Annotated in this window: 29 protein-coding genes and 1 tRNA gene; 7 read left to right on the top strand and 23 right to left on the bottom strand. The window is 72.2% G+C overall.

Annotated elements, in window-relative coordinates; all coding sequences use genetic code 11:
* Window positions 1-87: 87 nt before the first annotated feature.
* Window positions 88-306, top strand: coding sequence for a hypothetical protein (locus tag CP981_RS20640; protein ID WP_085928181.1), 219 nt, complete (start codon window positions 88-90; stop codon window positions 304-306).
* Between the two features lie 66 nt (window positions 307-372).
* Here CP981_RS20640 and CP981_RS20645 read toward each other — a convergent pair whose 3' ends face one another.
* Entirely contained in the window at window positions 373-651 is a 279-nt protein-coding gene (locus CP981_RS20645; RefSeq protein ID WP_085928180.1) for a hypothetical protein, read from the bottom strand.
* A gap of 225 nt (window positions 652-876) precedes the next feature.
* Between CP981_RS20645 and CP981_RS20650 the strand changes: the two genes are divergently transcribed.
* Window positions 877-1,152, top strand: a complete 276-nt coding sequence (locus tag CP981_RS20650; protein WP_244329721.1) for a GntR family transcriptional regulator — start codon at window positions 877-879, stop codon at window positions 1,150-1,152.
* Window positions 1,153-1,201: 49 nt separating this feature from the next.
* On the opposite strand, the gene CP981_RS20655 is transcribed toward CP981_RS20650, so the two are convergent.
* Complete coding sequence (locus tag CP981_RS20655; protein WP_085928178.1) at window positions 1,202-2,530, bottom strand: amidohydrolase family protein; 1,329 nt, start codon at window positions 2,528-2,530, stop codon at window positions 1,202-1,204.
* Window positions 2,531-2,603: 73 nt separating this feature from the next.
* Here CP981_RS20655 and CP981_RS20660 point away from each other — a divergent pair, with 73 nt between their 5' ends.
* Window positions 2,604-3,155 carry a MarR family winged helix-turn-helix transcriptional regulator gene (locus CP981_RS20660; protein WP_229893627.1) on the top strand — a complete coding sequence of 184 codons (552 nt, stop codon included), beginning with the start codon at window positions 2,604-2,606 and terminating at the stop codon, window positions 3,153-3,155.
* Between the two features lie 88 nt (window positions 3,156-3,243).
* Here the strand turns inward: CP981_RS20660 and CP981_RS20665 are convergent, their stop codons facing one another.
* The 6 genes from CP981_RS20665 to CP981_RS37790 all read right to left on the bottom strand — a co-directional run bounded on the left by CP981_RS20665 (window position 3,244) and on the right by CP981_RS37790 (window position 7,830).
* The gene (locus tag CP981_RS20665) at window positions 3,244-3,717 is read right to left on the bottom strand and encodes a VOC family protein (RefSeq protein WP_085928176.1); all 474 of its coding nucleotides are present in this window, start codon (window positions 3,715-3,717) and stop codon (window positions 3,244-3,246) included.
* 163 nt (window positions 3,718-3,880) lie between these two features.
* Window positions 3,881-4,699: a hypothetical protein gene (locus CP981_RS20670; RefSeq protein ID WP_244329722.1), complete on the bottom strand. Its 819-nt coding sequence runs from the start codon at window positions 4,697-4,699 to the stop codon at window positions 3,881-3,883.
* Window positions 4,700-5,179: 480 nt separating this feature from the next.
* Window positions 5,180-6,016: an RNA polymerase sigma factor SigF gene (locus tag CP981_RS20675; RefSeq protein ID WP_085928175.1), complete on the bottom strand. Its 837-nt coding sequence runs from the start codon at window positions 6,014-6,016 to the stop codon at window positions 5,180-5,182.
* Between the two features lie 190 nt (window positions 6,017-6,206).
* Window positions 6,207-7,016 (bottom strand): RNA polymerase sigma factor SigF, encoded by an 810-nt coding sequence (locus CP981_RS20680; RefSeq protein ID WP_030415862.1) that lies wholly within the window; start codon window positions 7,014-7,016, stop codon window positions 6,207-6,209.
* A gap of 219 nt (window positions 7,017-7,235) precedes the next feature.
* A complete protein-coding gene (locus tag CP981_RS20685; protein WP_085928174.1) occupies window positions 7,236-7,529 on the bottom strand; it encodes a Dabb family protein in 294 nt (97 codons plus the stop codon).
* Between the two features lie 136 nt (window positions 7,530-7,665).
* Complete coding sequence (locus CP981_RS37790) at window positions 7,666-7,830, bottom strand: hypothetical protein (RefSeq protein ID WP_167392858.1); 165 nt, start codon at window positions 7,828-7,830, stop codon at window positions 7,666-7,668.
* Between the two features lie 516 nt (window positions 7,831-8,346).
* On the opposite strand from CP981_RS37790, the gene CP981_RS20690 reads away from it, so the two are divergent.
* Window positions 8,347-8,835: a hypothetical protein gene (locus tag CP981_RS20690; protein WP_244329723.1), complete on the top strand. Its 489-nt coding sequence runs from the start codon at window positions 8,347-8,349 to the stop codon at window positions 8,833-8,835.
* 180 nt (window positions 8,836-9,015) lie between these two features.
* Here CP981_RS20690 and CP981_RS20695 read toward each other — a convergent pair.
* The 4 genes from CP981_RS20695 to CP981_RS20710 all read right to left on the bottom strand — a co-directional run bounded on the left by CP981_RS20695 (window position 9,016) and on the right by CP981_RS20710 (window position 10,723).
* Window positions 9,016-9,102, bottom strand: a tRNA-Ser gene (locus CP981_RS20695).
* A 79-nt stretch (window positions 9,103-9,181) separates the two neighbouring features.
* Window positions 9,182-9,682 (bottom strand): tRNA adenosine(34) deaminase TadA, encoded by a 501-nt coding sequence (gene tadA / locus CP981_RS20700; protein ID WP_085928173.1) that lies wholly within the window; start codon window positions 9,680-9,682, stop codon window positions 9,182-9,184.
* Window positions 9,683-9,751: 69 nt separating this feature from the next.
* Window positions 9,752-10,294, bottom strand: a complete 543-nt coding sequence (locus CP981_RS20705; protein WP_085928172.1) for a tRNA adenosine deaminase-associated protein — start codon at window positions 10,292-10,294, stop codon at window positions 9,752-9,754.
* A gap of 210 nt (window positions 10,295-10,504) precedes the next feature.
* Window positions 10,505-10,723, bottom strand: a complete 219-nt coding sequence (locus tag CP981_RS20710) for a hypothetical protein (protein WP_085928171.1) — start codon at window positions 10,721-10,723, stop codon at window positions 10,505-10,507.
* A 175-nt stretch (window positions 10,724-10,898) separates the two neighbouring features.
* Between CP981_RS20710 and upp the strand changes: the two genes are divergently transcribed.
* Window positions 10,899-11,534, top strand: coding sequence for a uracil phosphoribosyltransferase (upp, locus tag CP981_RS20715; protein ID WP_085928170.1), 636 nt, complete (start codon window positions 10,899-10,901; stop codon window positions 11,532-11,534).
* A 75-nt stretch (window positions 11,535-11,609) separates the two neighbouring features.
* Here upp and CP981_RS20720 read toward each other — a convergent pair whose 3' ends face one another.
* The 3 genes from CP981_RS20720 to CP981_RS20730 form a co-directional block, all read right to left on the bottom strand.
* Window positions 11,610-12,260: a LytR C-terminal domain-containing protein gene (locus CP981_RS20720; protein ID WP_085928169.1), complete on the bottom strand. Its 651-nt coding sequence runs from the start codon at window positions 12,258-12,260 to the stop codon at window positions 11,610-11,612.
* Window positions 12,261-12,415: 155 nt separating this feature from the next.
* Window positions 12,416-12,712 (bottom strand): type II toxin-antitoxin system VapB family antitoxin, encoded by a 297-nt coding sequence (locus tag CP981_RS20725; RefSeq protein WP_006604254.1) that lies wholly within the window; start codon window positions 12,710-12,712, stop codon window positions 12,416-12,418.
* 169 nt (window positions 12,713-12,881) lie between these two features.
* The gene (locus tag CP981_RS20730; RefSeq protein WP_085928168.1) at window positions 12,882-13,505 is read right to left on the bottom strand and encodes a DUF4232 domain-containing protein; all 624 of its coding nucleotides are present in this window, start codon (window positions 13,503-13,505) and stop codon (window positions 12,882-12,884) included.
* A 353-nt stretch (window positions 13,506-13,858) separates the two neighbouring features.
* Between CP981_RS20730 and CP981_RS20735 the strand changes: the two genes are divergently transcribed.
* On the top strand, window positions 13,859-15,355 hold the full coding sequence (locus CP981_RS20735) for an apolipoprotein N-acyltransferase (RefSeq protein ID WP_244329724.1): 1,497 nt from the start codon (window positions 13,859-13,861) through the stop codon (window positions 15,353-15,355).
* A 5-nt stretch (window positions 15,356-15,360) separates the two neighbouring features.
* On the opposite strand, the gene CP981_RS37795 is transcribed toward CP981_RS20735, so the two are convergent.
* From CP981_RS37795 to CP981_RS20760, 5 genes are all read right to left on the bottom strand, one after another.
* Window positions 15,361-16,026 (bottom strand): hypothetical protein, encoded by a 666-nt coding sequence (locus CP981_RS37795; RefSeq protein ID WP_085928167.1) that lies wholly within the window; start codon window positions 16,024-16,026, stop codon window positions 15,361-15,363.
* The gene (locus CP981_RS20745; protein ID WP_085928166.1) at window positions 16,023-16,724 is read right to left on the bottom strand and encodes an RNA polymerase sigma factor; all 702 of its coding nucleotides are present in this window, start codon (window positions 16,722-16,724) and stop codon (window positions 16,023-16,025) included. The genes CP981_RS37795 and CP981_RS20745 overlap by 4 nt, the downstream gene beginning before the upstream one ends.
* A 31-nt stretch (window positions 16,725-16,755) precedes the next feature.
* Window positions 16,756-17,268, bottom strand: a complete 513-nt coding sequence (locus tag CP981_RS20750; RefSeq protein WP_143659063.1) for an LPXTG cell wall anchor domain-containing protein — start codon at window positions 17,266-17,268, stop codon at window positions 16,756-16,758.
* A gap of 157 nt (window positions 17,269-17,425) precedes the next feature.
* Window positions 17,426-17,662, bottom strand: a complete 237-nt coding sequence (locus CP981_RS20755; protein WP_085928164.1) for a hypothetical protein — start codon at window positions 17,660-17,662, stop codon at window positions 17,426-17,428.
* A complete protein-coding gene (locus CP981_RS20760; protein ID WP_085928163.1) occupies window positions 17,659-18,045 on the bottom strand; it encodes an ArsR/SmtB family transcription factor in 387 nt (128 codons plus the stop codon). The genes CP981_RS20755 and CP981_RS20760 overlap by 4 nt, the downstream gene beginning before the upstream one ends.
* Window positions 18,046-18,295: 250 nt before the next feature.
* Between CP981_RS20760 and CP981_RS20765 the strand changes: the two genes are divergently transcribed.
* Window positions 18,296-20,476 (top strand): MMPL family transporter, encoded by a 2,181-nt coding sequence (locus tag CP981_RS20765; RefSeq protein ID WP_085928162.1) that lies wholly within the window; start codon window positions 18,296-18,298, stop codon window positions 20,474-20,476.
* Window positions 20,477-20,557: 81 nt separating this feature from the next.
* Here CP981_RS20765 and CP981_RS20770 read toward each other — a convergent pair whose 3' ends face one another.
* The 3 genes from CP981_RS20770 to CP981_RS20780 form a co-directional block, all read right to left on the bottom strand.
* Entirely contained in the window at window positions 20,558-21,817 is a 1,260-nt protein-coding gene (locus CP981_RS20770; RefSeq protein WP_085928161.1) for a GTP-binding protein, read from the bottom strand.
* 6 nt (window positions 21,818-21,823) lie between these two features.
* Window positions 21,824-21,994, bottom strand: a complete 171-nt coding sequence (gene rpmF / locus CP981_RS20775) for a 50S ribosomal protein L32 (protein WP_085928160.1) — start codon at window positions 21,992-21,994, stop codon at window positions 21,824-21,826.
* Window positions 21,995-22,230: 236 nt separating this feature from the next.
* Complete coding sequence (locus tag CP981_RS20780; RefSeq protein WP_085928190.1) at window positions 22,231-23,286, bottom strand: NAD(P)-dependent alcohol dehydrogenase; 1,056 nt, start codon at window positions 23,284-23,286, stop codon at window positions 22,231-22,233.
* Window positions 23,287-23,319: the final 33 nt, after the last annotated feature.

Consider the following 23,319-nt stretch of genomic DNA (forward strand, 5'->3'; position numbering starts at 1 on the left):
CGACCCCGCTGCGTAGGCGCCTTCACGGGCGCTCCACACGCGCCCCAACGGTGCCGCTCCGCCCCCGGTTCGCTAGGGTCCTTGCCCATGGCGACCAACCCGCAGAACCAGGCCGGCGGCAACCACGACCCGGCCGGCAGCACGCAGATGTTCCGCGCCTTCGTGGACGAGGGCGGCACCCCCCAGACCGGCGGCCGCCGCGCCCCGGCCCCCCAGCAGTCCGCAGGCCCCCGCGTGGGCCTCATCGTCGGCGTGATCGTCGCCCTCCTGGTCGTCGCGGGCGCGGCGTGGCTGGCGCTGGCCTAGAAGCTTCCACGTCGTACGGGGCCCGGCATCCGTGATGCCGGGCCCTTGATCGTTCCGGCCCGCGGGTTACGTCGCCCGCCCGCCCCTGCTTTCCACGATCCGCAGCATGTCCCGCAGTGCTTCACGCAGCCTGTGGACACAGAAGCGCAGCTCCCCGGCGGTCACCTCCGCCGACCCGTTCAGCAGCTCGTTCGTGTGCCGGAGCAGCTCCTCGGCGGTGTCGAGCTGCGCGGCTTCCATGTCGTCGGCGAGCCGGGACAGATATCCGCCACCCTCGTCAGTGGAGAGGTAGCAAGGCTTCCCGTCCGGCCCGTTCCAGGGCAGCAGCCGCATCCCGTCGCTCATGAGGTGACCGCCCTCGCGCGGTGGGTCCGGTGCTTCCTTAACCGGGTGAGAAGGCTGTGCATAAGGTTTCGCATGTCGACCTGCTTTCTCCAGGTTGGCCATGCCCCGGGGGTGTTGGCGCACCCGCCGGGGTCTTTGCGGCAGCGAGTCTAGTGCACTCTGGTACACCCTGGCACACCTTAGTACCTCTCGCCTGGCATGGTGTGGCGTGCCTAACTTGTTCACGTGATCGAATTTGCCCCGGACCGGCCTCGATGGCGCCAGGTCGCCGACGTGATCCGCCAGCGCATTGCCGACGGCACGTACCAGCCCGGCACCCGCGTCCCGTCAGTGGTCGAGATGCTGGAGGAATTCGGCATCGCCACGACCACGGGCCAGAAGGTGCACCGCGGGCTGCGGTCCGACGGGCTGATCTACACCGAACCCGGCATGGGGTCGTTCGTCGCGAAGAACGCCGCCGAAATCCTCGAACCGGCGGCCCGGCCTGCCGACGACTCCTGACGCCGTGGAGTTCGACCTGACGCTGCCCAAGCGGACAGGCTGACGCTGCTCAGCCCGTGGCCACCAGTCGTTCCGCCGTCCGGTGGGCCGTGTTCAGTACGTGGCCCAGGTCGCCGTACAGCAGTTGGCCGTGGCGTTTGACCGGGCGGCCGTCGACCAGGACCGTGTCGATGTTTCCGGGGTGGGCGGCGGTCACCACGGCGCCGATCGGGTCGTGGGCGACCGGGGCGAGGTTGAGGGCGTCGGCGCGCAGCAGGACGAGGTCGGCGCGTTTGCCGATGCCGAGTGAGCCCACCTCGTCGGCCAGGCCGAGGGCCGCGGCGCCCTCCGCGGTGGCCATCCGCAGGACATCGGCCGCCTTGACCGTGGGCGCGTCGGCCTCGCCGTCGCCGTTGCCGTCGAAGTGACTGCTCATCAGCGCGGCGCGCATCTGGGAGAACATGTCGCCCGGTGCCGAGGTGACCGCGTCCGCGCCCAGGCCGGTCGGGATGCCCGCCCGGCGCAGCCGGCCCGCCATCGGTGCGCCGAACCGCATCGATGCCTCGATCGCCGGCGTGATCGCCACCGCGCCGCCGGACTCGGCGATCAGCCGAAGCTCGGAGTCGGGCAGTGAATTGCCGTGTACGTAGAGGGTGCCGGCGGTGAGCAGCCCCTGCTCCTGGAGGGCGGCGATCGGCCGCATCGCCACCGGCCCGGCGGTCACATGCACGGCGATCGGCAGCCCCAGCTCACGGGCGAGCAGCCAGTCCTCCCGGACGGTCTCCGGTGGGGCGAAGGAGGGGCCGACAGGGGTCAGCGCCATCGTGAGCAGTGCCTCGCGCGAGGGGAAGTACTTCGTGCGGACGTCCCGCACCCAGTCGGCCCGCCGGGCGGTGTCGTCGAAGACGGGGTAGCCGTAGCCGAAGACGGCGCGGATACCGGCCTCCTCCAGCGCCTCGACGGCGGCCGCGCTGTGCTCCGGCGTGTACTGGACGTGCGAGAAGTCCTGCACGGTGGTGACGCCGGTGTCCAGGCACTCCAGTGCGCCGAGGAGGTTGCCGGTGTACACATCCGCGGGCGTGAAGCGGCCGGAGAGGTCGCCGAGGATCCGGCCGAGATAGCTGTCGAGGCTCTCGTCGACCGCGGCGGACCGCAGCACGGCCTGCCACATGTGCCGGTGGGTGTCGACGAAGCCCGGCAGCACGATCAGCGCGCGGGCGTCGATCACCTCCAGGCCGGTATCGGCCTCGTCGAAGGGCAGACCGCGGCCCACGGCGGCGATCCGGCCCTCCTCGACGAGGACATCGGTGTGCGGGTGGACGACGGGGTGGGGGGCGGTGTCGATGACCAGGCCGCCGCGCAGAAGCAGGCGCGGTGAGTGGTGGCGCTCGATTCCCATGGCAAGTCACCCTCTACACGTTCGGAAGAAAGCTTTATAGAAAGCTATCATGATGCTGATCTATCCTGCCGACGTGACCGCACCACCCGGACCGCGCCCTGACCCCGTCGACGCGCTGATGGACGCCTGGCACGCCGAGCTGCCGGACGTGCTCCGCCCGACGACGGAGCTCTCGAAGCGCATAGCCCAGCTCGCCCGCGCCCTGGACCAGGCCACCCGCGGTGTGCTGCCCGAACTCGGCCTGACCGTCGCCGAGTTCGACATCCTGGTCGCCCTGCGCCGGGCGGGCGAGCCGTACCGTATGAAGCCGAACGAACTGGCCCGCGCCCTGCTGCTGTCCTCCGGCGGCATCAGCAACGTCGTCAACCACCTCGCCGAGCGCGGCCTCGTCCGCCGCGAGCCCTCACCGGACGACGGCCGGAGCACCATGATCAGGCTGACGCCGGACGGGGTGCGGACGGCCGAGCACGCCGTCCGCGCCAACGCCGACGCGCATGAGGCCGTCTTCGCCGAGGCGTCCCCCACGGCCGTGGACGCGGCCACCCGGGCCCTGCGCGACGTGGACATACGCCACAGCCCCGCCCCGCGCCCGATACGGACCGGACGGAATCCCAGCCGCTCCTGAGGCCACGACCCACCGACGCGGCGACGGGCCCCGGACCGCGCCCGGCCCGGGGCTCCGATACGCCCGCGGAAAGTGCCGGGAAGGCGCCTCAAGCCTGGTCGGCCGCCGCCTGGAGCGCCGCGATATCGATCTTCTTCATGCCGAACATGGCCTTCATGGCACGGGCCGCCCGCTCCTGGTCCGGATCGTTGAGCAGCTCCGTCATACCGCCGGGCGCCACCTGCCAGGACAGCCCGTACTTGTCCTTCAGCCAGCCGCAGGGACCCTCTTCGCCGCCCTCGGAGAGCTTGGCCCAGTAGTAGTCGATCTCGTCCTGGTCGGCACAGGTGATCATCAGGGAGATGGCCTCGGTGAAGGTGAACTCCGGGCCGCCGTTGATCGCGAGGTACTCCTGGCCGTCGAGCTCGAACTCCACCGTCAGTACGGTGCCGGCCTCCCGCGGGCCCGCCGCGTTGTAATACGTGACGTCGGTGATCTTCGAGTTCGGGAACACCGAGCAGTAGAACTCGGCGGCTTCCTTGCCTTGGGTGTCGAACCAGAGGTTGGGGGTGATCTTGGGCATGGTCTTCTCCCTGGGACGGTTCGCGGCCGGTGGCTGCGTCTGTGCCTCTCTAGACCGTCGCACCGCTGGGAACTCATCGCTATTCCGGGAGGGGTTTCCCCGCGCTGATGGGGAACGGAGCGGCCCGGCCGCCCGCGGGACCCGGCGGCCCCGCCCGGCTCCCTCACTTCCAGGTGAAGGCCACATCCTTCGTCTCGATGTGCATGCCCGCCGGCACCCGCCAGCCGTCCACACACACCCGCCAGCTGCCGGTCTTCTTCTTTCCCGGCGCCAGCGGCAGCGGCAGCTTGTGGGTGGAGTGGAGGGTGGCCCAGTCGATGCCGAGGCCGCCGATGATGTGCGTCCCGAAGGTGACCGTGCCGGACGTGACGGGCCGGTCGCCGGTGTTGAGGAACTCCAGGGTGACCCGCTCGCACCAGCGGACGTCGGTGCCGGACCGGTCCGGCACACCGATCAGCAGGCCATCGGGGGTGTCCGGGCCGCCCGGGAGGGTGGGGGAGGGCGGTTCGGGAGCGGGGGTGCCGTGCGGCGGGGTGGGATCGCCGGGGTGCGAGGGGGAGTTGGGGGAGCCCGGAGACGCCGGGGGCGTGGTGGCGCCGCCGTGGCCGGGGTGCGCTCCTGTGGTGGGCGCGGAGGAGCCGTGCCGGGCACCGGACGCACCGGGGCTGCCGGAGGGCCGTGCGCCGTCGGCCGTGTCCTCCTTGCCGGATCCCTCGGGCGCCCCCGTACCGGGCCGCCCGGACTCCGTGCCGCCGCTGTCGTCCTTGCCGCCGTTCCGTGCCTGGCTTCCGTCGCCGTCCAGAGGCGTCAGCTGGACGCCGTCCCGGGGCGGGACGGCCTGAGTCGGCACCCGGCCGTCGCCGGGCCCGGCCGCGCCCACCGCGGCATGGCCCGCACCGGCCGCGCTCCCACAGCCGGTCAGCAGGACACCCAGGCACAGCACGGCCGCGGAAGCGGAGGCCACAGTCGTCGTCCGTCGCATCGGGTCAGTGTTGCTGACGGTGCGTCAGGTGTACAGAGGCCGGACGCCGGGGGTGCGGAGGGCGGTTCGACATCCGCCACCACCGGTTCGACGGCCTCTACTTGGCGCGGGCCGGATCTTCGTCGACCCCGACCTCGACCTCGACCTCCACGGCGTCGGCCGGCGGACGGCACGGACGGCGGAGGGTACGGACGCGGAGGGCAGGGACGACGGACGGGCGGCCACGGCCCGTATCAAGTCCCGGTTCGACGCGGTACGTTCAAAACTTCGGGAGGACCTCACGAAGGGGCCCACGAGCTGCGTACGGCCGCGTACGGCCCGTCTGCGGCTCTCGTGCGCCGCTGTTGCGGCTTTCGGGGATGCGGCTGCCGGGCAGCCGGGGCGCGGATCTCCGCGCGCTGCCCCGCCGTCCTCCTGGCTCCTCTTGTGACTGTCCGCCGAGCGGCACGAAGCACCTGCAGCCCCCCGGCGGACCGTTCCTCAGTCGGAGATGAGGCCCTCGCGCAGCTGCGCCAGGGTGCGGGTGAGCAGCCGGGAGACATGCATCTGGGAGATGCCGACCTCCTCGCCGATCTGGGACTGCGTCATGTTGGCGAAGAAGCGCAGCATGATGATCTGGCGCTCGCGGGCCGGGAGTTTGGCCAGCAGCGGCTTGAGGGACTCGCGGTACTCCACGCCCTCCAGGGCGGTGTCCTCGTAGCCGAGGCGGTCCGCGAGGGAGCCCTCGCCGCCGTCGTCCTCGGGAGAGGGGGAGTCGAGCGAGGAGGCGGTGTAGGCGTTGCCGACGGCGAGGCCGTCGACCACGTCCTCCTCCGACACTCCCAGGCACAGGGCCAGTTCGGGAACGGTCGGGGAGCGGTCCAGCTTCTGGGAGAGCTCGTCACTGGCCTTGGTGAGGGCGAGCCGGAGCTCCTGGAGGCGGCGCGGGACCCGCACCGACCACGAGGTGTCGCGGAAGAACCGCTTGATCTCGCCGACCACGGTAGGCATCGCGAACGTCGGGAATTCCACGCCGCGTTCGCAATCGAAACGGTCGATCGCCTTGATCAGACCGATCGTGCCGACCTGGACGATGTCCTCCATCGGCTCGTTGCGGCTGCGGAACCGGGCCGCCGCATAGCGGACCAGCGGGAGGTTCAGCTCGATGAGCGTGTCGCGTACGTACGTACGCTCCGCGCAGTCCTTGTCGAGCGAGGCCAGCCGCAGGAACAGGGAGCGGGAGAGCGTGCGGGTGTTGATGGCGTCGTCGTCGTGCACGTGCGGTGCGGGCGCGGGAATCGCGGGAAGCACCTTCGAGCTGCCCAGTTCTACGGACATGCCACCCCCTTGAGGTCGCGGTCGGGTCGCTGCGGCGTCCTCGGACCGGGGTGGACCGAGGAGTGATACCTCCACCTGAATACCGGAGGCAGCGCCGTGGCAAACGCGGTTCCAGCAGAATGTCACATGTCGGCAACACGCTGTAGCGCCATGTCGACATATCTGTGCCGGATCGGGTCGCTCGTCCCGGCTACGCGTCGATCCTGTTTGCGGATCGCAGCCGAGCGAAGCTCCGCGACAGTAGCCGCGAGACATGCATCTGCGACACCCCTAGCTCCGCACTGATCTGTGACTGCGTCAGATTGCTGTAGTAACGCAGCAGAAGGATCCGCTGCTCGCGCTCCGGCAGCTGGACCAGGAGGTGCCGTACGAGGTCCCGGTGCTCGACGCCGGCCAGCTCCGGGTCCTCGTATCCGAGGCGGTCGAGCAGGCCGGGCAGGCCGTCGCCCTCCTGTGCGGCCTCCAGTGAGGTGGCGTGATACGAACGGCCCGCCTCCAGGCAGGCCAGTACCTCGTCCTCGCCGATCTTCAGTCGTTCGGCGATCTCGGCGGTGGTGGGGGAGCGGCCGTGCAGCACCGTCAGATCCTCGGTCGCGCCGTTGACCTGGACCCACAGCTCGTGGAGACGGCGTGGCACATGGACCGTACGGACATTGTCTCGAAAGTAGCGTTTGATCTCGCCGACGACGGTAGGCATCGCGAAGGTGGGGAACTGGACGCCGCGATCTGGATCGAACCGGTCGATCGCATTGATCAGGCCGATGGTGCCGACCTGGATGACATCCTCCATCGGCTCATTGCGGCTGCGGAAACGCGCCGCGGCATAGCGGACCAGCGGCAGATTGGCCTCGATCAGTGCGGCGCGGACCCGGGTGTGCTCCGGGGTGCCGGGCTCGAGGTCCGACAGCTCCGCGAACAGCACCTGCGTGAGCGCCCGCGTGTCCGCGCTTCGGCTCTCGCGGGATGGAGCCTTGGGCGCAGTACGGGCCGTCACGGTCACGCCACCCTTCACAGTGCATGTATCCGGCAAAAGCGGTCATAGCATCACAAGACATGTGCACTGTGTGCAAGCACCTCATAACGCCGTGTTGAACAGAGAGTTGAGTGGCTGCGGGGTGGCGTGAGGCGGGTGGGTGGCGGCCGGGGCCGGGGTACGGCAAAGCCCCCCACCCACGAGGGGTGAGGGGCTCGGCGGAACGGGCCGGGGGAGTGCCGCGGCTCAGAATTCGTAGTCGGCGATCACCCAGGTGGCGAATTCACGCCACTGGGCAGCGGTCGCCTGGTGGGCCGGGTGCTCGAGATAGCGCTTGAGGGCGTCCTTGTCGGCCACCGCCGAGTTGATCGCGTAGTCGTAGGCGATCGGCCGGTCGGTGATGTTCCAGGCGCACTCCCAGAACGCCAGCTCCGGAATCTCGTCCTCCAGCGCCGCGAACGCGCGCACGCCGGCCTGCACCCGCTCCTCGTCGCGGGAGACACCTTCATTGAGCTTGAACAGGACCAGGTGGCGGATCACGGGAGCCTCCGTGCGGCGGACGGGGCGCAGCCGGTCCGGTCGTCGGGCGGGCTGGGCCGGGGCTGGGGTGCCGGCCGACCGTGGGCCGGTCCGGTCGCGGGCGGCCCCAGGGTTCGCCGGCCGGGGCGGGCGGTCCCTACTTGATCAGCTGGGTCATGAACTCGCCGACGCCCTGAGCGGCGGACGAGATGCCCTCGAAGCCTATCTGCACCATCTCGGCGGCCCGCTGCGGGGAGGTGATGATCGTGTACAGCACGAAGACAATGATCATGTACAACGCGATCTTCTTCGCCTGCGCCATCAGTCCCGTCTCCCCTACACAGGCCCCCACGGCGGTGCCTGCACTTTCCCGGTTGCAGTCGGGCGAGTGTAACCACAGGTGTTCGATCCCGGGAGTCGAGGTTGTGGGCCGAGTGCATCCGCTCCAGCCCGGCACTGATCCGGACTTTATGGACCAAAGGCCCGCCAAAGGGGGCCCTTCGCCTGCCTGTTGGGACGGCTCCCGGGAGGCACCCTGAGAGACGTGGGCCGGTGATCCTGGCAGGAATCCCGGCCCCTGGACCGGAGCCTCGCTGCGGGGTTCATGTCACGACCGCCCCCGGACAGTGACGTGGACTCGAGGTGTGGTCCTCCTCGGAGGATGCGGCCGTCCGCGGACGCCGCTTCTCCTGGACGGGAGCCCTGTCGCCGAGCCACCCCTGGTGACCACGGGGGAACCCAGGAAAGGGCCCGGCGGCGGGGCTCCCGTCGTGTTCGGCGACAGGCGCCGGGCCGCGGCACATAATGGCGGGACGCTCGTCCCAAGGGGGAACCGAAGATGCCCATGAACTCCGCCTCGCCCGCGCCCGATTCGTCCTGCCGAGCCGCCCGGCCCGCCCGGAGCGGCGCCCGCCCGCCCCTGACGCGGCGGCGGCCGGCCGTCGTGCTGGCCCTGCTGGCCGGTCTGCTGGCCGCGGCCGTCGCACCGGCAGCCGCGGCCGGCCGCAGCACGGGGGACACCACCCGGCCGGTCGCCGCCGCGAGCGCTCCGAGCCGGGGCGCCGACGCCTCCGTACGGCTCGCCGCCGCTCCCGCGCAGCCCGTGTCGTACCGCCACCACCGGGCACACCACGCGCCGCACTTCACCACGGTGTCCAAGTCCAAGGTGTCGAAGTGGAAGAAGAAGGCGAAGAAGAAGGGCAGCTTCTTCAAGAAGCTCGGCATCGTGCTGATCGTGCTGTTCGTCGTCTTCCTGGTGCTGGTGATCGTGGCGATCTGGCTGCTCGTGCGCTTCGTCCGCGCACGCAGCAGGCGTAGCGCCCAGTAGGCGCCGGCCGGCCCCCCCGGCCCAGTGGCGCGCTCGTCCCGGCGGGTGCGCCGCTTTCCTGTGGCGATTTTTCGGTGGCGGGTGCCGGGCGCGGAACCCGCGCCGCGCCGTCGGTCGTCGCGGCCCCGGACATGACGAAGGCCCCGATCCTGGTGGGGATCGGGGCCTTCGCCCTCTGAGCGGTAGCGGTGGGATTTGAACCCACGGAGGAGTTGCCCCCTCACGCGCTTTCGAGGCGCGCTCCTTCGGCCGCTCGGACACGCTACCGAGAGAGAGCTTAGCCCAAGGGTGGCCGTGCGCCGAAATCGGATTCCGGGCGGCGGCCGCCGCGGCCTCCGGACGCCGGTCAGCGCTCGCGGAAGAAGTCGGTGAGCAGGGCCGCGCACTCGGCTTCGAGGACGCCGGTGATGACTTCGGGCCGGTGGTTGAGACGCCGGTCACGGATGACGTCCCAGAGCGAGCCGGCCGCCCCGGCCTTGGCGTCGCGGGCGCCGTAGACCACGCGGTCGATCCGGGAGAGCACGATCGCCCCGGCGCACATCGTGCACGGTTCGAGGGTGACTACCAGCGTGCAGTCGGTCAGCCGCCATTCTCCGAGGGCCCGGGCCGCGGCGCGCAGCGCGAGGACCTCGGCGTGCGCGGTCGGGTCGCCGGTGGCCTCGCGTTCGTTGTGGCCGGTGCCCAGGACCGTGCCGTCCGCGGACAGCACGACGGCGCCCACCGGGACGTCACCGGTCCCGGGGGCGCGGGCGGCCTCGCCCAGCGCTTGCCGCATCGGCGCGGTCCAGGGATCGCGCAGCGGGTCGGGCGCGGGGGAGGGAAGAGAGGCGGATGGGGGGACGGTCATGTCCCCAGTGTCGGGGACGTGACCGGGGCGGGGCCGCAGGCCCCGGGGCAGGAGTCCGGCCGGGCCGGCTCAGCGCACGGCTTCGAGGACTTCCGTGCAGCCCAGCGAGTCCGCGATGGTGCTCAGCGCATCACCGTTGAGGGCCAGCAGTTCCTTGTCGCTGACCCCCAGGTCGGCCAGCAGGGCGGCATCGCCGAGCGGGCCGTGCGGCGGGCCGTCCGAGCCGTTCACCGCCTCCAGGGGGTCGTCGTCCACGTTGTTGTCCGATTCGGGTTCGCCGTCCTCCGTGCCGTCCAGGTCGAGGCTGTCGAGGTCGTCGGTCGCGTCGTCCTCGTCGCGGCCGAGCAGCTCGTCGGTCAGCATGGCGCCGTACGAGCTTCTGGCGGCGATGGCGGCGTTGGAGAGGAAGACCCGCGGGTCTTCCTCGCCGTCCACCCGGATGACGCCGAACCAGGCGTCCTCCTGCTCGATGAAGGCCACCACCGTGTCGTCGTCGACCGCCGCCTCTCGGGCCAGATCGGCCAGATCGGTCAGCGTCTCCACATCGTCGAGCTCCGTATCGCTCGCTTCCCACCCGTCTTCGGTGCGCGCGAGCAGTGCGGCGAAGTACACCGTGACTCTCCCACTGGTCATAGGCGTGCCGGGCCGGGCGGGGCGGCGCTGCACGCCGTTGGTCCCGCCCCTTCGGAATCGTGGCAGAAACAACGCGTTCGCGCGGGGTCTTCGACGCTGCGTCGTGCGGAGGTTGTGAGAGATGTCGCTCACGTGCCGCAGCGCGAGCCGGGGCGTGAAGGCGTTCCGCTACCGGCGCACAGGGCTCCGCTACCAGCGGAATGTGCGCATCCGCACGGCCTGGCGCATCCGCTCGGCCCGCGCGCGGCGCGGCTGGACGCGGGCCCGCAACTCCTTGGCCTCGTGCAGTTCCCGCAGAAATTGTGCACGGCGCCGTCGGCGCGCCGCTTCGTTCCCGGCGTCCGGGGACGGGCCCTGGCTACCGGAGACGGCGTCGTTCGTGTCATCGGTCCGCTTACGGTCGGGCACACGCACACCACCTCGGGCGAGCTCTTCGCCCGAGGACGGAACGGCTAATCGGGCGTACGTGCCCCCTTTCCCTCCTTTCAGTGGTTTGATGCCGGCCACCTCGCACGGCCGCCTGCTTCCGCCGGGCACTGCACGGCGGGCGCCGGGGCCTTCCGGCTCGGTTAGTGTCGATGTCATGCGGATCCACGTCGTCGACCACCCGCTGGTGGCGCACAAACTCACCACTCTGCGCGACAAGCGCACCGACTCCCCCACGTTCCGGCGGCTCGCCGACGAGCTGGTCACCCTGCTCGCGTACGAGGCCACCCGCGATGTGCGCACCGAGCAGGTCGACATCGAGACCCCGGTGACGGCGACCACCGGTGTGCGGCTCTCGCATCCCCGCCCCCTGGTCGTGCCGATTCTGCGGGCCGGTCTGGGCATGCTGGACGGCATGGTCCGGCTGCTGCCCACCGCCGAGGTCGGCTTCATGGGCATGGTCCGCAACGAGGAGACCTACGAGGCGAGCACCTACGCCACGCGGATGCCCGACGACCTCTCGGGCCGTCAGGTGTACGTCGTCGACCCGATGCTCGCCACCGGCGGCACGCTGGTCGCGGCGATCCGTGAGCTGATCAAGCGCGGTGCGGGCGATGTCACCGCGATCTGCCTGCTGGCCGCGCCGGAAGGCGTCGAGGTCATGGAGAAGGAGCTGGCCGGGACGCCGGTGACGGTGGTCACCGCGGCGGTCGACGAGCGGCTGAACGAGGCCCGTTACATCGTGCCGGGCCTCGGCGACGCGGGTGACCGGATGTACGGCACGGCCGGCTGACCGGCCCCGCCCCTTCCCACCTGATCATGGTTCGGGCCCTGCACCACGGTTGGTGCAGGGCCCTTGCTCATGCGGTCAGCACTTGGCGTCGCCGGCGGCGGGGGCCGGGGACGGATGGGTCAGCACGGAGAGGGACTTGGTCGCGGCCTGCTGGGTGGCCAGCGCCTTGAAGGTGTCGCCGATGATCAGGTCGAGCTCGGCGCCCTTGCGGTCGTCGGTCTTCTGCTGGGCGCCGGCGAGCTGGGTGGCGAGCACCTTCAGCGGGCCGTCGGCCGCCCTGGGGCCGAGCAGTATCCCGGCGCCCTTGATCTTCTTGTCGTAGGCGGCGGGGGCGTTGCCCACCTTGCCGATCTTGAAGCCGCGCTTCTGGAGTTCGTCGGCGGTGCGCTTGGCGAGGCCGGAGCGCGGGGTGGCGTTGAAGACATTGACGGTCAGGGTGCCGGGCGCGGGCAGCTTCCGGGCGGCGGTCTTCGCCTGGGCGGCTTCCGTCTTGGCGCCGTCCTGGCAGTGCTGTTTGTCCTGGGCGGCGTGGGCGGTACCGGCCCGGCCGCCGAAGACGTCGATGAGCTGCAAGGTGCCCCAGCCGGCCAGGCCGAGGGCGCAGGCGGCGGCGACGAGGGTGAGAACGATCCGGCGACGGTGGCGGGGACGGCGCATCCGCGGATACCTGTCGCCCGTGATGCGGTACTTCCTACCGCCCATGCCTGGGGGCGTCAGCATGCTCATGGGCGCAGCGTAGTGCGGGTGGAGGTCCGTGCCTACTAGATGATCAACGCGTCGTGCGAGACCCAACCCAAAAGGGTCAATTCGGACGGGGTGGGTTGGGTGGTGTCAGGCGGTTAAGGGCGATTTCCGGCCTGTTGGGCTGTGCGGGCCGGGTGTCAGTCCAGTTCGAGCACGCGGGCGTGCAGCACCTGGCGCTGCTGAAGGGCCGCGCGCACCGCGCGGTGCAGCCCGTCCTCCAGGTAGAGGTCGCCCTCCCACTTCACGACATGCGCGAAGAGGTCGCCGTAGAACGTCGAGTCCTCGGCGAGCAGCGTTTCGAGATCGAGCTGCTGCTTGGTCGTCACCAACTGGTCGAGGCGTACCGGGCGCGGGGCGACGTCCGCCCACTGGCGGGTGCTCTCCCGGCCGTGGTCCGGGTACGGCCGACCGTTTCCGATGCGCTTGAAGATCACACGGAAAGCCTACCGGGCGAGCGGCACCGGGCGCAGCCATGCCGCAGCAGTGCAAAAGGATCATTGGCGGCAAAGTTGGATCTTTGGGGAGTGGAGGCCCCGCGGATATGGCCGGATGCGACCCGAACGGCCTACCGCGGCGGGCCCCGGAGCGCGGGACGCCGGGGCGTCACCACTTGCGGGCGGCCGCCAGGCTCGACTGCCAGTAGGTGACCCGGGCGGTGTGCGGGTCGACATGGACCGGGGCGCGGCCGTCCAGACCGACCTGGGTGGGGGTGGCCCGGGCCGACAGGGCGACGCCGAACTGGGAGATCTTTCCGCCCCTGTGGTGCGAGCCGTCCGGCCCGTGGGCGGCGGAGGTGATGATCAGGGCGTACGCGGTCCGGTTGGGCGCCAGCGAGATCACGCCCGGCGGTGCGCTGGCCCCGATTGCCGGGAGCGGGGCCCGCCGGCCGTCGCCGAAGTGCAGCAGGGGGTAGGGCTGGGCGGCGAAAGTGCAGGGCCGGTCGGAGAAGTTGGTGACCGTCAGCAGCATGCGGTGTGCCCGCCGCGGCATCGCGCCGGCCTGGAACTTGAGCATCTCGGGAGTGCAGGCGGCCCGGCCGTCCGGGCCGGTGGGCGGGGCGCCGTCGTCGTGCGAGGGCGGGACGGGAGCCGGCGACACGGCCGTGACGGAGTCCCCGGCTTTGTGGCCGGTGCCGTCGTGGCAGCCGGCGGTCAGGGCCAGGGTGGCGGTGACGAGGAGAGCTGCGGCGGCGGCCCGGCGGATGGTGGCGAGGGCGGTGATGGGCATAGGTGCTCCCCGGACGGTGGCGTGTATACGACCTTCGGCGCGGGTGCTGGCGATCGACTAACGCATGGCTAACGCCTACGGCGCTGCCCCCGGCGGGGTGTCCGCCGCCCTTGGGACCTGACGAAAGTCGGGGGTCGTCCCTGCCGAACGGCAGCGGTGACGAGGGGGCCACCGCCCCTAGCGTCCCGGTACGCGGCAAGCGAGGCGTACGGGGAGAGGAGAGCGGTGTGCTCGGCATACGGGAGCGCGGGAGAGCGGGAGCGCGTGGAGGGGGCGGGGAGGCCCCGGGGAGGGGGCCGGAAAAGAGGGCGCGGACGGCGCGGGACCGGCCGGCCGGGCGGTGGCTGTGGGGAGTGGGCACCGCGCTGCTGCTGCTCGCCGTGCACAGCAACTGGCATCTCGCGGCGGCCGCCTGGCTGTTTCCGGTCTTTCTGCTGCGCTACGCCCGGCTGCGGCCGGCCCGGCACGGGCTGCCGCGGGTCGGATACGCGCTGGGGCTGGCCCAGTTGGTGTGGCTGATCTCGACCGGGATGGTGTTCGTGCCGTCCGTGGTGGCGGTGTTCGCGGTGCTCGCCCTGGTGCAGACACTGCCGTTCGCCGCCGACCGGCTGGTCGCGGCGCGCGCCGGCTCGGTGTGCTCGACGCTGGTCTTTCCGGTGGTGCTGGTCTGCGGGGAGTATCTCTTCACGCGGCTCGCCGGCTTCGGCGACTACGGGGCGCTCGGCTTCACCCAGCACGCCTTTCTGCCGCTGGTCCAACTCGCCTCCGTCACCGGTGTGTACGGCGTCAGCTTCGTGGTGGCGTGGACGGCCTCGGTCGCGCACTGGGCATGGCAGCGCGGTTTCCGGTGGCCGGAGATCCGGCGCGGCGCGGTGGTGTGGGCCGGGGTGCTGGCGCTGGTGCTGGGCGCCGGTGGCGTACGGCTGGTGTACTGCGCGCCGACGACGGAGACCGTACGGGTCGCGGGCATCAGCGCCGGCCGCGCCGCGGAACGGGCCACCGAACGGGCGCTGCACACGGCCGGGGAGGAGCTGTGGCGGCCGCGGAATCTGGTGCGGGCCGATCCGCGACGGGTGCGTGCCGCGCTGGCGCCGGTGACCGACGATCTGGTGGCGGCCACCGACCGGGAGGCGCGGGCCGGTGCGCGGATCGTGGTGTGGCCGGAGACCCAGGCCCGGGTGCTCGCGAACGACCGGCAGCGGCTGCTCGGCCGGGTCGCCGGGATCGCCCGCAAGCGCCAGGTCTACGTCAACACCGCCTTCGCCCTGCACATCCCGCGGCCGCCCTATGTGCGTAATGTCGCCGCCCTGGTGACACCGGAGGGGAAGGTCGCCTGGACCTACGACAAGACGCACCCCACCCCGATGGAGCCGATGACGCCCGGCGAGGGGGCGGTACCCGTCACCGGCTCGCCGTACGGGCGGCTGGCGACGGTGATCTGTTACGACGCCGACTTCCCCGGGCTGATGCGGCGGGCGGCGGACCAGGGCACCGCACTGATCATGGTGCCCGCCAACGACTGGGCGGGCTTCGAGTCGCTGCACGCGCAGCGGGCCGTCTTCCGGTCCGTCGAGTACGGCTACGCCATGGTCCGGCAGTCCGTGCACGGTGTCGCCACCGCGATGGACCACCAGGGCCGCATCCGCGGACTCGCGGACTACTTCACCGCGGACCGGCAGACACTGGTCGCCGAGGTGCCGGTGCAGCCGCGGACGGAGACCCTCTACAGCCGGACCGGTGATCTGTTCGCGCTGCTGTGCACCGGCGGAACGCTGCTGGTGGCAGCGCTCGGGGTGCGGGGGCGGCGGGCCCGTGCCGGTGCTCCGGGGGCCGGTGGCGAGCGTCCGTAACATCCTCAACTCGCGGACGCGGTAGGGGAGGTGCTCCGGCCGCCGCCTTCCGGGGTCGGGGTGGGTGACGGGGGTGTGGAGGGCGGCGGGCTGGTCCCGGAGGGCCGGCCGTCCGGGCGGCCGGACGGCCGGGCCGTGGCGGGGGCCGTCGGGGCATCCCGCGGCGGCCGGGAGGGGGACGGCGAGCCGGAGGGGGCGGGGGGCCGGTGGCCGCCCGTCCGCGACGCGCTCGGCGACGGCGTGTTGCTCGGTTCCGTAGGCGTCGGGTCCGGTGACGGGTCGACGGAGTGCGGCGGCCGGGCAGGCAGCGGCCGGTCCGGCGGGCCGTCGGGGGCGGTCGCCAGATAGCCGAGCGCGACGGCGGCGGCCGCGGCGGCCGCCGCCAGCGGCAGCCCGAAACGGCGCAGCCAGGGCCGCCGCGGACCGAGCAGCCGAACGCGGCGCGGTGCGGGCCGCGGGGGCGCGGCGGGCCGCAGATCCCGGATACCGATGCTCTCGGCGCGGGCCGCGAAGGCCCGCCGCAGCCGGTCCTCCACGGGGCGCCCGGACGCCGTGCCGCCGAGGCCGGGGCCGGGACCGGGGCCGCCGGGCCCGACACCGCCCCCGCCGTCTCCCGGGCGGTCCTCCGGGGCGTCTCCGGTGCGGCCGTATCCCGTGCCGGGGCCGTTCATGACCGCGCCTCCAAGATCTTCTCCAGCGAGTCCAGGGCGCGGCTGGCGAGGGACTTCACCGCGCCGCGGCTGATGCCCAGTGTCGTCGCGATCTGCGCCTCCGTCAGATCACCCCAGTAGCGCAGCACGAGCACCTCCCGGCGGCGGGCGGTCAGCCCGCTCAGCGCGGCGAACACCTCCCGGTGCTCCTCGTCCAGCACGATCCGCTCCTCGGCGGACGGTGCGTCCGCCTCGTACGGCGGGGTGTAGTTGCGCGCGGTCCGCCGGCGCCGCAGCACCGAACGGGCCGCGTTGACCACCGCGGTACGCAGATAGGCGAGGGCGTTGTCGACCTCGTCGAGCTGTTCGCCGTGCCGCTTGTAGAGCGCGGCGAACGCGTCCTGGACGACGTCCTCCGCGGTGGCGCGGTCGTCGACGAGCAGCACGGCCAGCCGGACCATGGTCAGCCGGTGGGCGTGGTACAGCTCGCTGATCGTGGGCGCGGGTTCGGGCGGTGCGGCGCCCCCGCCGTCCGGCAACCGGGGCCGGGAGCCAGCGGGTTGGCCGTACGCGGCAGGCGCAGGCGCAGGGCTCGGGCGCGGTGTCTCGCGGTGGGCGGCCGTCGCACGGGCGGTGCGCAGCAGCCACCGCCACAGGGCAGGCCGGCGCCCCGGCAGGGCGAACCGTACCGGGGCGTGCGGGGCGGCGGAGTACTCCATCGCTTCCTTCGGCGGGGCCTGGTGCGGTGGTTCAGCCGCGCCGGCGGCGGACCGCGTAGACGGTGCCGCCGCCCGCGGCGATCAGGGCCGCGGCGGCGCCGCCGAGCGCCATGGTCGTCGTGTCGGAGGCGCCGGTGCGCGCGAGTTCCTTCCCGCCTCCCTGCCCGTTGGCGGGGGTGGGCTCGCCGGGGGAGGACGGCTCGGCGCCGGGGTGCGGCGGGGTCTGGCTCGGCCGCGGCGGCTCGGTGGGGCTCTCGGAGGGCCGCGGGGTGCCGGGGGAGGGCGGGGCCGTGGGCGGGGCGCTGGGTTCCGGGGTGACGCTGGTGCCGGGCGTGGGCCGCGCACTGCTGTCGGACGGCGGCGAGGACGGGGACGCCTGGGACGGGCGCGGGGACGCGTGGTTCTCGGCGTGCGCGGTGCCGGCCGACAGCGCGGCCAGCGCGAGCGCCGCGACCACTCCGGCGCCGGCCGCACCGCGCAGACGGGGGCGGGCGGCGGACGGCCGGGCGGCGGAGGGGGTGCGGACGGTACGGGTGGACTTCACGGTCGGCTGCTCCACGTTCTTCGACGGGGCGGCGCCGGATGGCGCCCTCACCCCTGACGACGTGCGGCGGGGGCCGGGGTTGCCGGGCGGTGCGAAAAAACTTCCGCCGGGCCCGCACCCGCCCGCCGGCGGGCCGCTCCCCGCCCGCCGCCGGGCCTCAGCCCACGCTCTGGAGCAGCTTCTCCACGGCCTTGACCCGGTCGCCCAGCTCGGCCAACTGCGCGCTCATGGTCTCCTGCTGGGCGGTGACCCGCTCCGCGAGCCCGCGGTACTCGGCGAGCGCCGCGGCGTCCGCGCGATGCCGCTGGAGCTTGAAGTACGACGCCACGATCGTGGTGACCGAGGCAAAAATGATCACCAGGACGGCGATCGGGATGATGATGCTGCCGTTCATGTACGCGTCCCCCTAGGGTCGTTCGGTCCCTTCGCGGCCGGCGGCTGCACCGCGCCGCCCGTGTCCCCGGTCTCTTCGGGCGGCGCCGCGGACCGGTCCTCCTGGAGGGCGGCGAGGACGGTGGCCACGTTCAGCTTCAGCTCGAACGGCGCCAGTTCGAAGTATTTCAGCGCCTTGCCGTCCTCGGACAGCTCCAGCCGGCCGACCACCAGTCCGGCCTTTTCCAGCCGGTCCAGGTGCATATAGAGCAGCGGCCGGGACATCTCCAGCCGGCGGGCCAGCTCGCTGACGTACAGCCGCCCGTCGGCGAGTTCGCCGATCACCCGCAGCCGCTGCGCATGACCCACGGCGGACAGCAGGGCCAGCAGCTGCTCGCTGTTCATGGCCCACCTTCTTGCTGTTCCGGACGTGTGTCAGCGGAGGTTTTCGTATGCCACGACGGACTGTCAAACAGCCCGGCGCCCTCCGGCCACCACAATTTTACGGTTGACGCTCTGATGTGACACCTGTAATTCTCGACTTACATGCGTACCAGTGGGGGCGCGACGCGATGCCGAAGGGGCGGGGCAAGTGAACGTGGCGGTACGAACGCGGCCGTGGGAGCCGCAGTCGAGAGAAAAACGGCCGGTCACGGTGCGGTTGGCGGTCTGGAGCGCACGGCATCCCTGGCGCGCGCTGGCCGGCTGGCTGGCGTTCGTGGTGCTGTGCCTGGGGGTGGGCCTGGCGATGGGCACCCACAAGGCCACCGGCGAGGACTACCGCGTCGGTGAGGCGGGCCGCGCCGAGACGCTGGCCGCCGAGGCCCGGCTGGACCGGGAGCCGGTCGAACAGGTGCTGATCTCCGCCCGGTCCGGCCCGCTGGAGCGGACCGCCGCCGACGCGGCCGTCCGCGACCTCACCGCCAGGATGCGGAAGCTGCCCGAGGTGGCGCGGGTCGAGCCCCCGGTCCGTTCGGCCGACGGGGGTTCGCTGCGGGTCGCGGTGGTCATGAAGGGCGCGGAGGCGGACGCCAAGGACCATGTGGCGCCGCTCGCCGCGCGGACCGCGGCGGTCCAGCGCAGCCACCCGGAACTACGGGTGGCGGAGACCGGCAGCCCGTCGGTCAGCGTCGGCGTCGACACCCAGCGCAGCCAGGACCTGGCGCTCTCCGAGGCCCTCGCGCTGCCCGTCACACTGCTGACGCTGCTGGTCGTCTTCGGGTCCGCGCTGATGGCGGCGGTGCCGCTGCTGCTCGCGCTGACCTCGATCGCGGCCGCCATGGGCCTGTCGATGGTGGTCTCGCACCTCCAGCCGGACGCCGGGGTGGGCGCCAACATCATCCTGCTGATCGGCATGGCCGTCGGCGTCGACTACACGCTCTTCTACCTCAAGCGCGAACGGGAGGAACGGGCCCGCGCGGGCGGCCGGCTCGGCGCCGAGGCGCTGGTGGAACTGGCCGCCGCCACCGCCGGCCGGGCGATCGTCGTCTCCGGCCTCGCGGTGATCGTCTCCACCGCCACTCTGTACCTGGCCACCGACGTGGTCTTCTCCTCGCTCGCGACCAGCACCGTCATCGTCGTCCTGGCCGCGGTCCTCAGCTCGCTGACGGCGCTGCCCGCACTGCTGGTCAAGATCGCCCAACGCGCCGAACGCCGCGCGGACCGCCGTGCGCGGCGGACCGGCCGCCGCCCGGCACCGCGGGAGCGCGCGGAGGGCACCGGCCGCCTCTGGCGCGCCCTGCTGCGTCCGGCGACCGAGCACCCGGCCCGCACCCTGTCGGTGTCCGTCCTGCTGATGCTGGCGCTCGCGGCACCCGCACTGGGCATGCAGCTGCGCGTCCTCAACAAGGACAGCCACTCCCGCGAGATCCCCGCCCTCCAGACCTACGACCGGCTCACCACGGCCTTCCCCGAGCTGCGCGTCCAGCATCAGATCGTGGTCCGGGCCCCCGCCGCGGAATCCTCCGAAGTGGCGGCAGCGCTACGGCAGTTGAGCGCGCGGGCGCAGTCCGATCCGCTCTACGCCAAGGGCGTCACCCCGCTCGTGAAGACCTCGCGGGACCACCGCACCACCACCATGGAGCTGTCGACGCCGCACAAGGTCAGCTCCCCCGAGGCGATCACCTCCCTCGACCGCCTCCGCCGGGACTATCTGCCGGACACCGTGGGCGCGGTGCCCGGGGCGGAGTTCGCGGTCAGCGGCGATGTCGCCCACGACACCGACTACCTCGCCCACCAGGACGGCAAGCTGCCCCTGGTCATCGGCGCCCTGCTGCTCTTGACCTTCCTCATGACCACGCTGGTCTTCCGCTCCGTCGTCATCGGTCTGCTCGGGGTCGCGCTCAATCTGCTCTCCGCGGCCGCGGCGTTCGGGCTGGTCGTGGTCTTCTTCCAGCACGGCCTGGCCAGCACCCTGTTCGGGTTCGACACCGCGGCGACCAGCGCCATCGGCTCCCGCGTACCGCTGTTCCTGTTCGTGATCCTCTTCGGCCTGTCGATGGACTACCAGATCTTCGTCGTCAGCCGGATACGGGAGGCGGCGCTGCGCGGGGTGCCGACCCGGGAGGCGGTGCTGCACGGCGTGGGGGCCTCCGCCAAGGTCGTCACCAGCGCGGCGGCGGTCATGGTGACGGTCTTCGCGGCCTTCATGTTCCTGCACCTCGCGGAGATGAAGCAGATCGGCTTCAGCCTCGCGGTGGCCGTCCTGCTGGACGCCTTCGTCATCCGGGTCGTGATCCTGCCGTCGGCGCTGACCCTCCTGGGGCGGGCCAGTTGGTGGCCGTCCCGGACGATGCGGCGGGCGCAGGAGGCGGTGCCGGTGCGGGGGGTGTCGTAGCCGGGGGCGTAGCCGGGCGGTGCCGTGGCCCGGGTGGTGCTCGTGCGCGCGGTGCCGTGGTCGGGCCGGGACTCGGCCGCGTCAGCCGGTGAGCGGCACCTCCGGGTGGTCCGCCGGGTGGTCGGCCGGGCTCTCGTGGTCGCAGAGGTCCCCGGGGCCGTGGACGTCCCAGGCCGGGAACGGGTCGTCGGCCCTCGTGGGCGCGGGCTCGCCGGGGACGAGGAGACAGGCGTCCAGGGCGGCGTGCAGCGGCCCCGCACGCAGACCGGTGCCGATGAAGACGAGCTCCTGGCCGTTCGGGCCCGGCTCCACATCACGGGCCGGGTCCGACTCCGGACCACGCCCCGGCCCCGGCTCCGTACGCCCCTCGTCCACGCCCGTCGGCTCGAAGCGGGCGACCGAACCGGCCTGGGACCACAGCCCGGTGACGCCGGGGCGGGTGGCCAGCCGGAAGAAGCCCTTGGAGCGCAGGATGCCGCCGAAGGCGCCGCTGTCGAGCTGCTCGGTGACGAAGTGCCAGAGGCGGGCCGGGTGGAAGGGGCGGTCGGCGCGGAAGACGGTACCGGTGATGCCGTACTCCTCGGTCTCCGGGACATGGTCGCCGTTGAGTTCCCGTACCCAGCCCGGCGCCTGCTGGGCGCGCTCCAGGTCGAAGCGGCCGGTGCCCAGAATCTCGGCGGGCGCCACCCTGCCGTGCCGGGCCGGGACGATACGGGCGGCCGGGTTGAGCCGGGCCAGCGTCGCCCGCAGGCGTTCCGCGGTCCCGGCGTCGACCAGGTCGGTCTTGTTGAGCACGAGGACGTCGGCGAACTCGATCTGGTCCATGAGGAGATCGCTGACCGTACGCTCGTCGTCCTCGTACTGGTCCAGGCCGCGTTCGGCGAGGCCGTCGCCGCCGGTGAGTTCGGGCAGGAAGCCGGCCGCGTCGACGACGGTGACCATGGTGTCCAGACGCGCGAGCTCGCCGAGCGTGGCGCCGTCATCGCGCGCAAAGGCGAAGGTCGCGGCGACCGGCATCGGTTCGGAGATGCCACTGGACTCGATCAGCAGATAGTCGAAGCGCCCCTCCCGGGCCAGCCGGTCGACCTCTTCCAGCAGATCGTCCCGCAGGGTGCAGCAGATGCACCCGTTGGTCATCTCGACGAGCCGTTCCTCGGTACGGGACAGCGCCGCGCCGCCGCCGCGCACCAGGGCGGCGTCGATGTTGATCTCGCTCATGTCATTGACGATGACGGCGACGCGCAGGCCCTCCCGGTTGCCCAGGACGTGGTTGAGCAGGGTCGTCTTGCCGGCGCCGAGGAAACCGGAGAGGACGGTGACGGGCAGCCGGGGGTGCGCCATGGCCGGTCAGCCCTTCGGGTCGATCAGGCCGAGCCGGTAGGCCTTCGCCAGACGGCGCGGCACCTGGTACACGGAGCCGTCGACGGTGACCGGCACCAGCTGGGGCGTGGTCGCCTTCCACTGGGCGCGGCGGTGGCGGGTGTTGCTGCGGGAGAGCTTGCGCTTGGGTACGGCCATGGGGCGGGCCTCCTACGGGACGGGCGGGTGCCGGCACGGTGCACCGGCGGACGTCGTCGGGAGGCTATATGAAAATGGCTACCGTTTTCAATTGAGCCCGGGGGTGGGGGCGGGGGCGGGGCAGGGACGCGGGCCGTTCCGTCCGCCAACGCCCGCGCACGCGCCGGCCCGGGGCGGCCCGCAGCAGGCCACCCCGGGCGGCGGCCCGACCGGGCGGAAAACTCCCCGTTCCGGCGTCAGATCGTCGCGGTGTCGATCACGAAGCGGTAGCGCACATCGCTCGCCATGACCCGCTCGTACGCCTCGTTGATCTGGTCCGCGCCGATCACCTCGATGTCCGCGGCCAGCCCGTGCTCCCCGCAGAAGTCGAGCATCTCCTGGGTCTCCGGGATGCCGCCGATCATCGAGCCGGCGATCGACTTGCGCTGCGGTATCAGCGCGAACGGCGCGACCGGCAGCGGGCTTTCCGGTGCGCCGACCTGCACCAGCGTGCCGTCGGTGCGCAGCAGCCCGAGGTAGGCGTTCAGGTCCAGGTTGGCCGAGACGGTGTTGACGATCAGATCGAAGGTGCCCGCCAGCTCCTCGAAGGTCGCCGGGTCGGACGTCGCGTAGTAGTGGTCCGCGCCCAGCCGCAGCCCGTCGTCCTTCTTGCGCAGCGACTGGCTCAGCACGGTGACCTCCGCGCCCATCGCATGCGCGATCTTCACACCCATGTGGCCGAGGCCGCCCAGGCCGACGATCGCGACCTTCTTGCCGGGACCGGCCTGCCAGTGGGCGAGCGGCGAGTAGAGGGTGATGCCGGCGCACAGCAGCGGGGCCGCGGCGTCCAGCGGGATGCTCTCGGGGATGCGCAGGGCGTAGTTCTCGTCGACGACGATATGGGTGGAGTAGCCGCCGTAGGTGGTCTCGCCGTCCCGGCCCGTGGCGTTGTACGTGCCGACGTTGCCGAGCTCGCCGGTGCAGTACTGCTCAAGCCCGGCACGGCAGTTCGCGCACTCCCGGCAGGAGTCGACGAAGCAGCCGACGCCGACCCGGTCGCCTGCCCGGTAGCGGGTCACCTCGGCGCCGACCTCGGCCACCACACCGGCGATCTCATGGCCGGGAACGATCGGGAAGGCCCCGCCGTCGCCCCACTCGGCGCGCACGGTGTGGATGTCGGAGTGGCAGATGCCGGCGTACTTGATGTCGATCAGGATGTCGTGGGCACCCAGCTCGCGGCGCGGAATCGTGGTCCGCTCCAGCGGTGCTTTCGGGGCGGGTGCGGCGTACGCGAAGACAGAGGTGTGCGTCATGCCACCGAGCATGCGTCGTGCCGCACGCCCCAG

The sequence above is a fragment of the Streptomyces platensis genome (genome assembly GCF_008704855.1).
GTDB lineage: Bacteria > Actinomycetota > Actinomycetes > Streptomycetales > Streptomycetaceae > Streptomyces > Streptomyces platensis.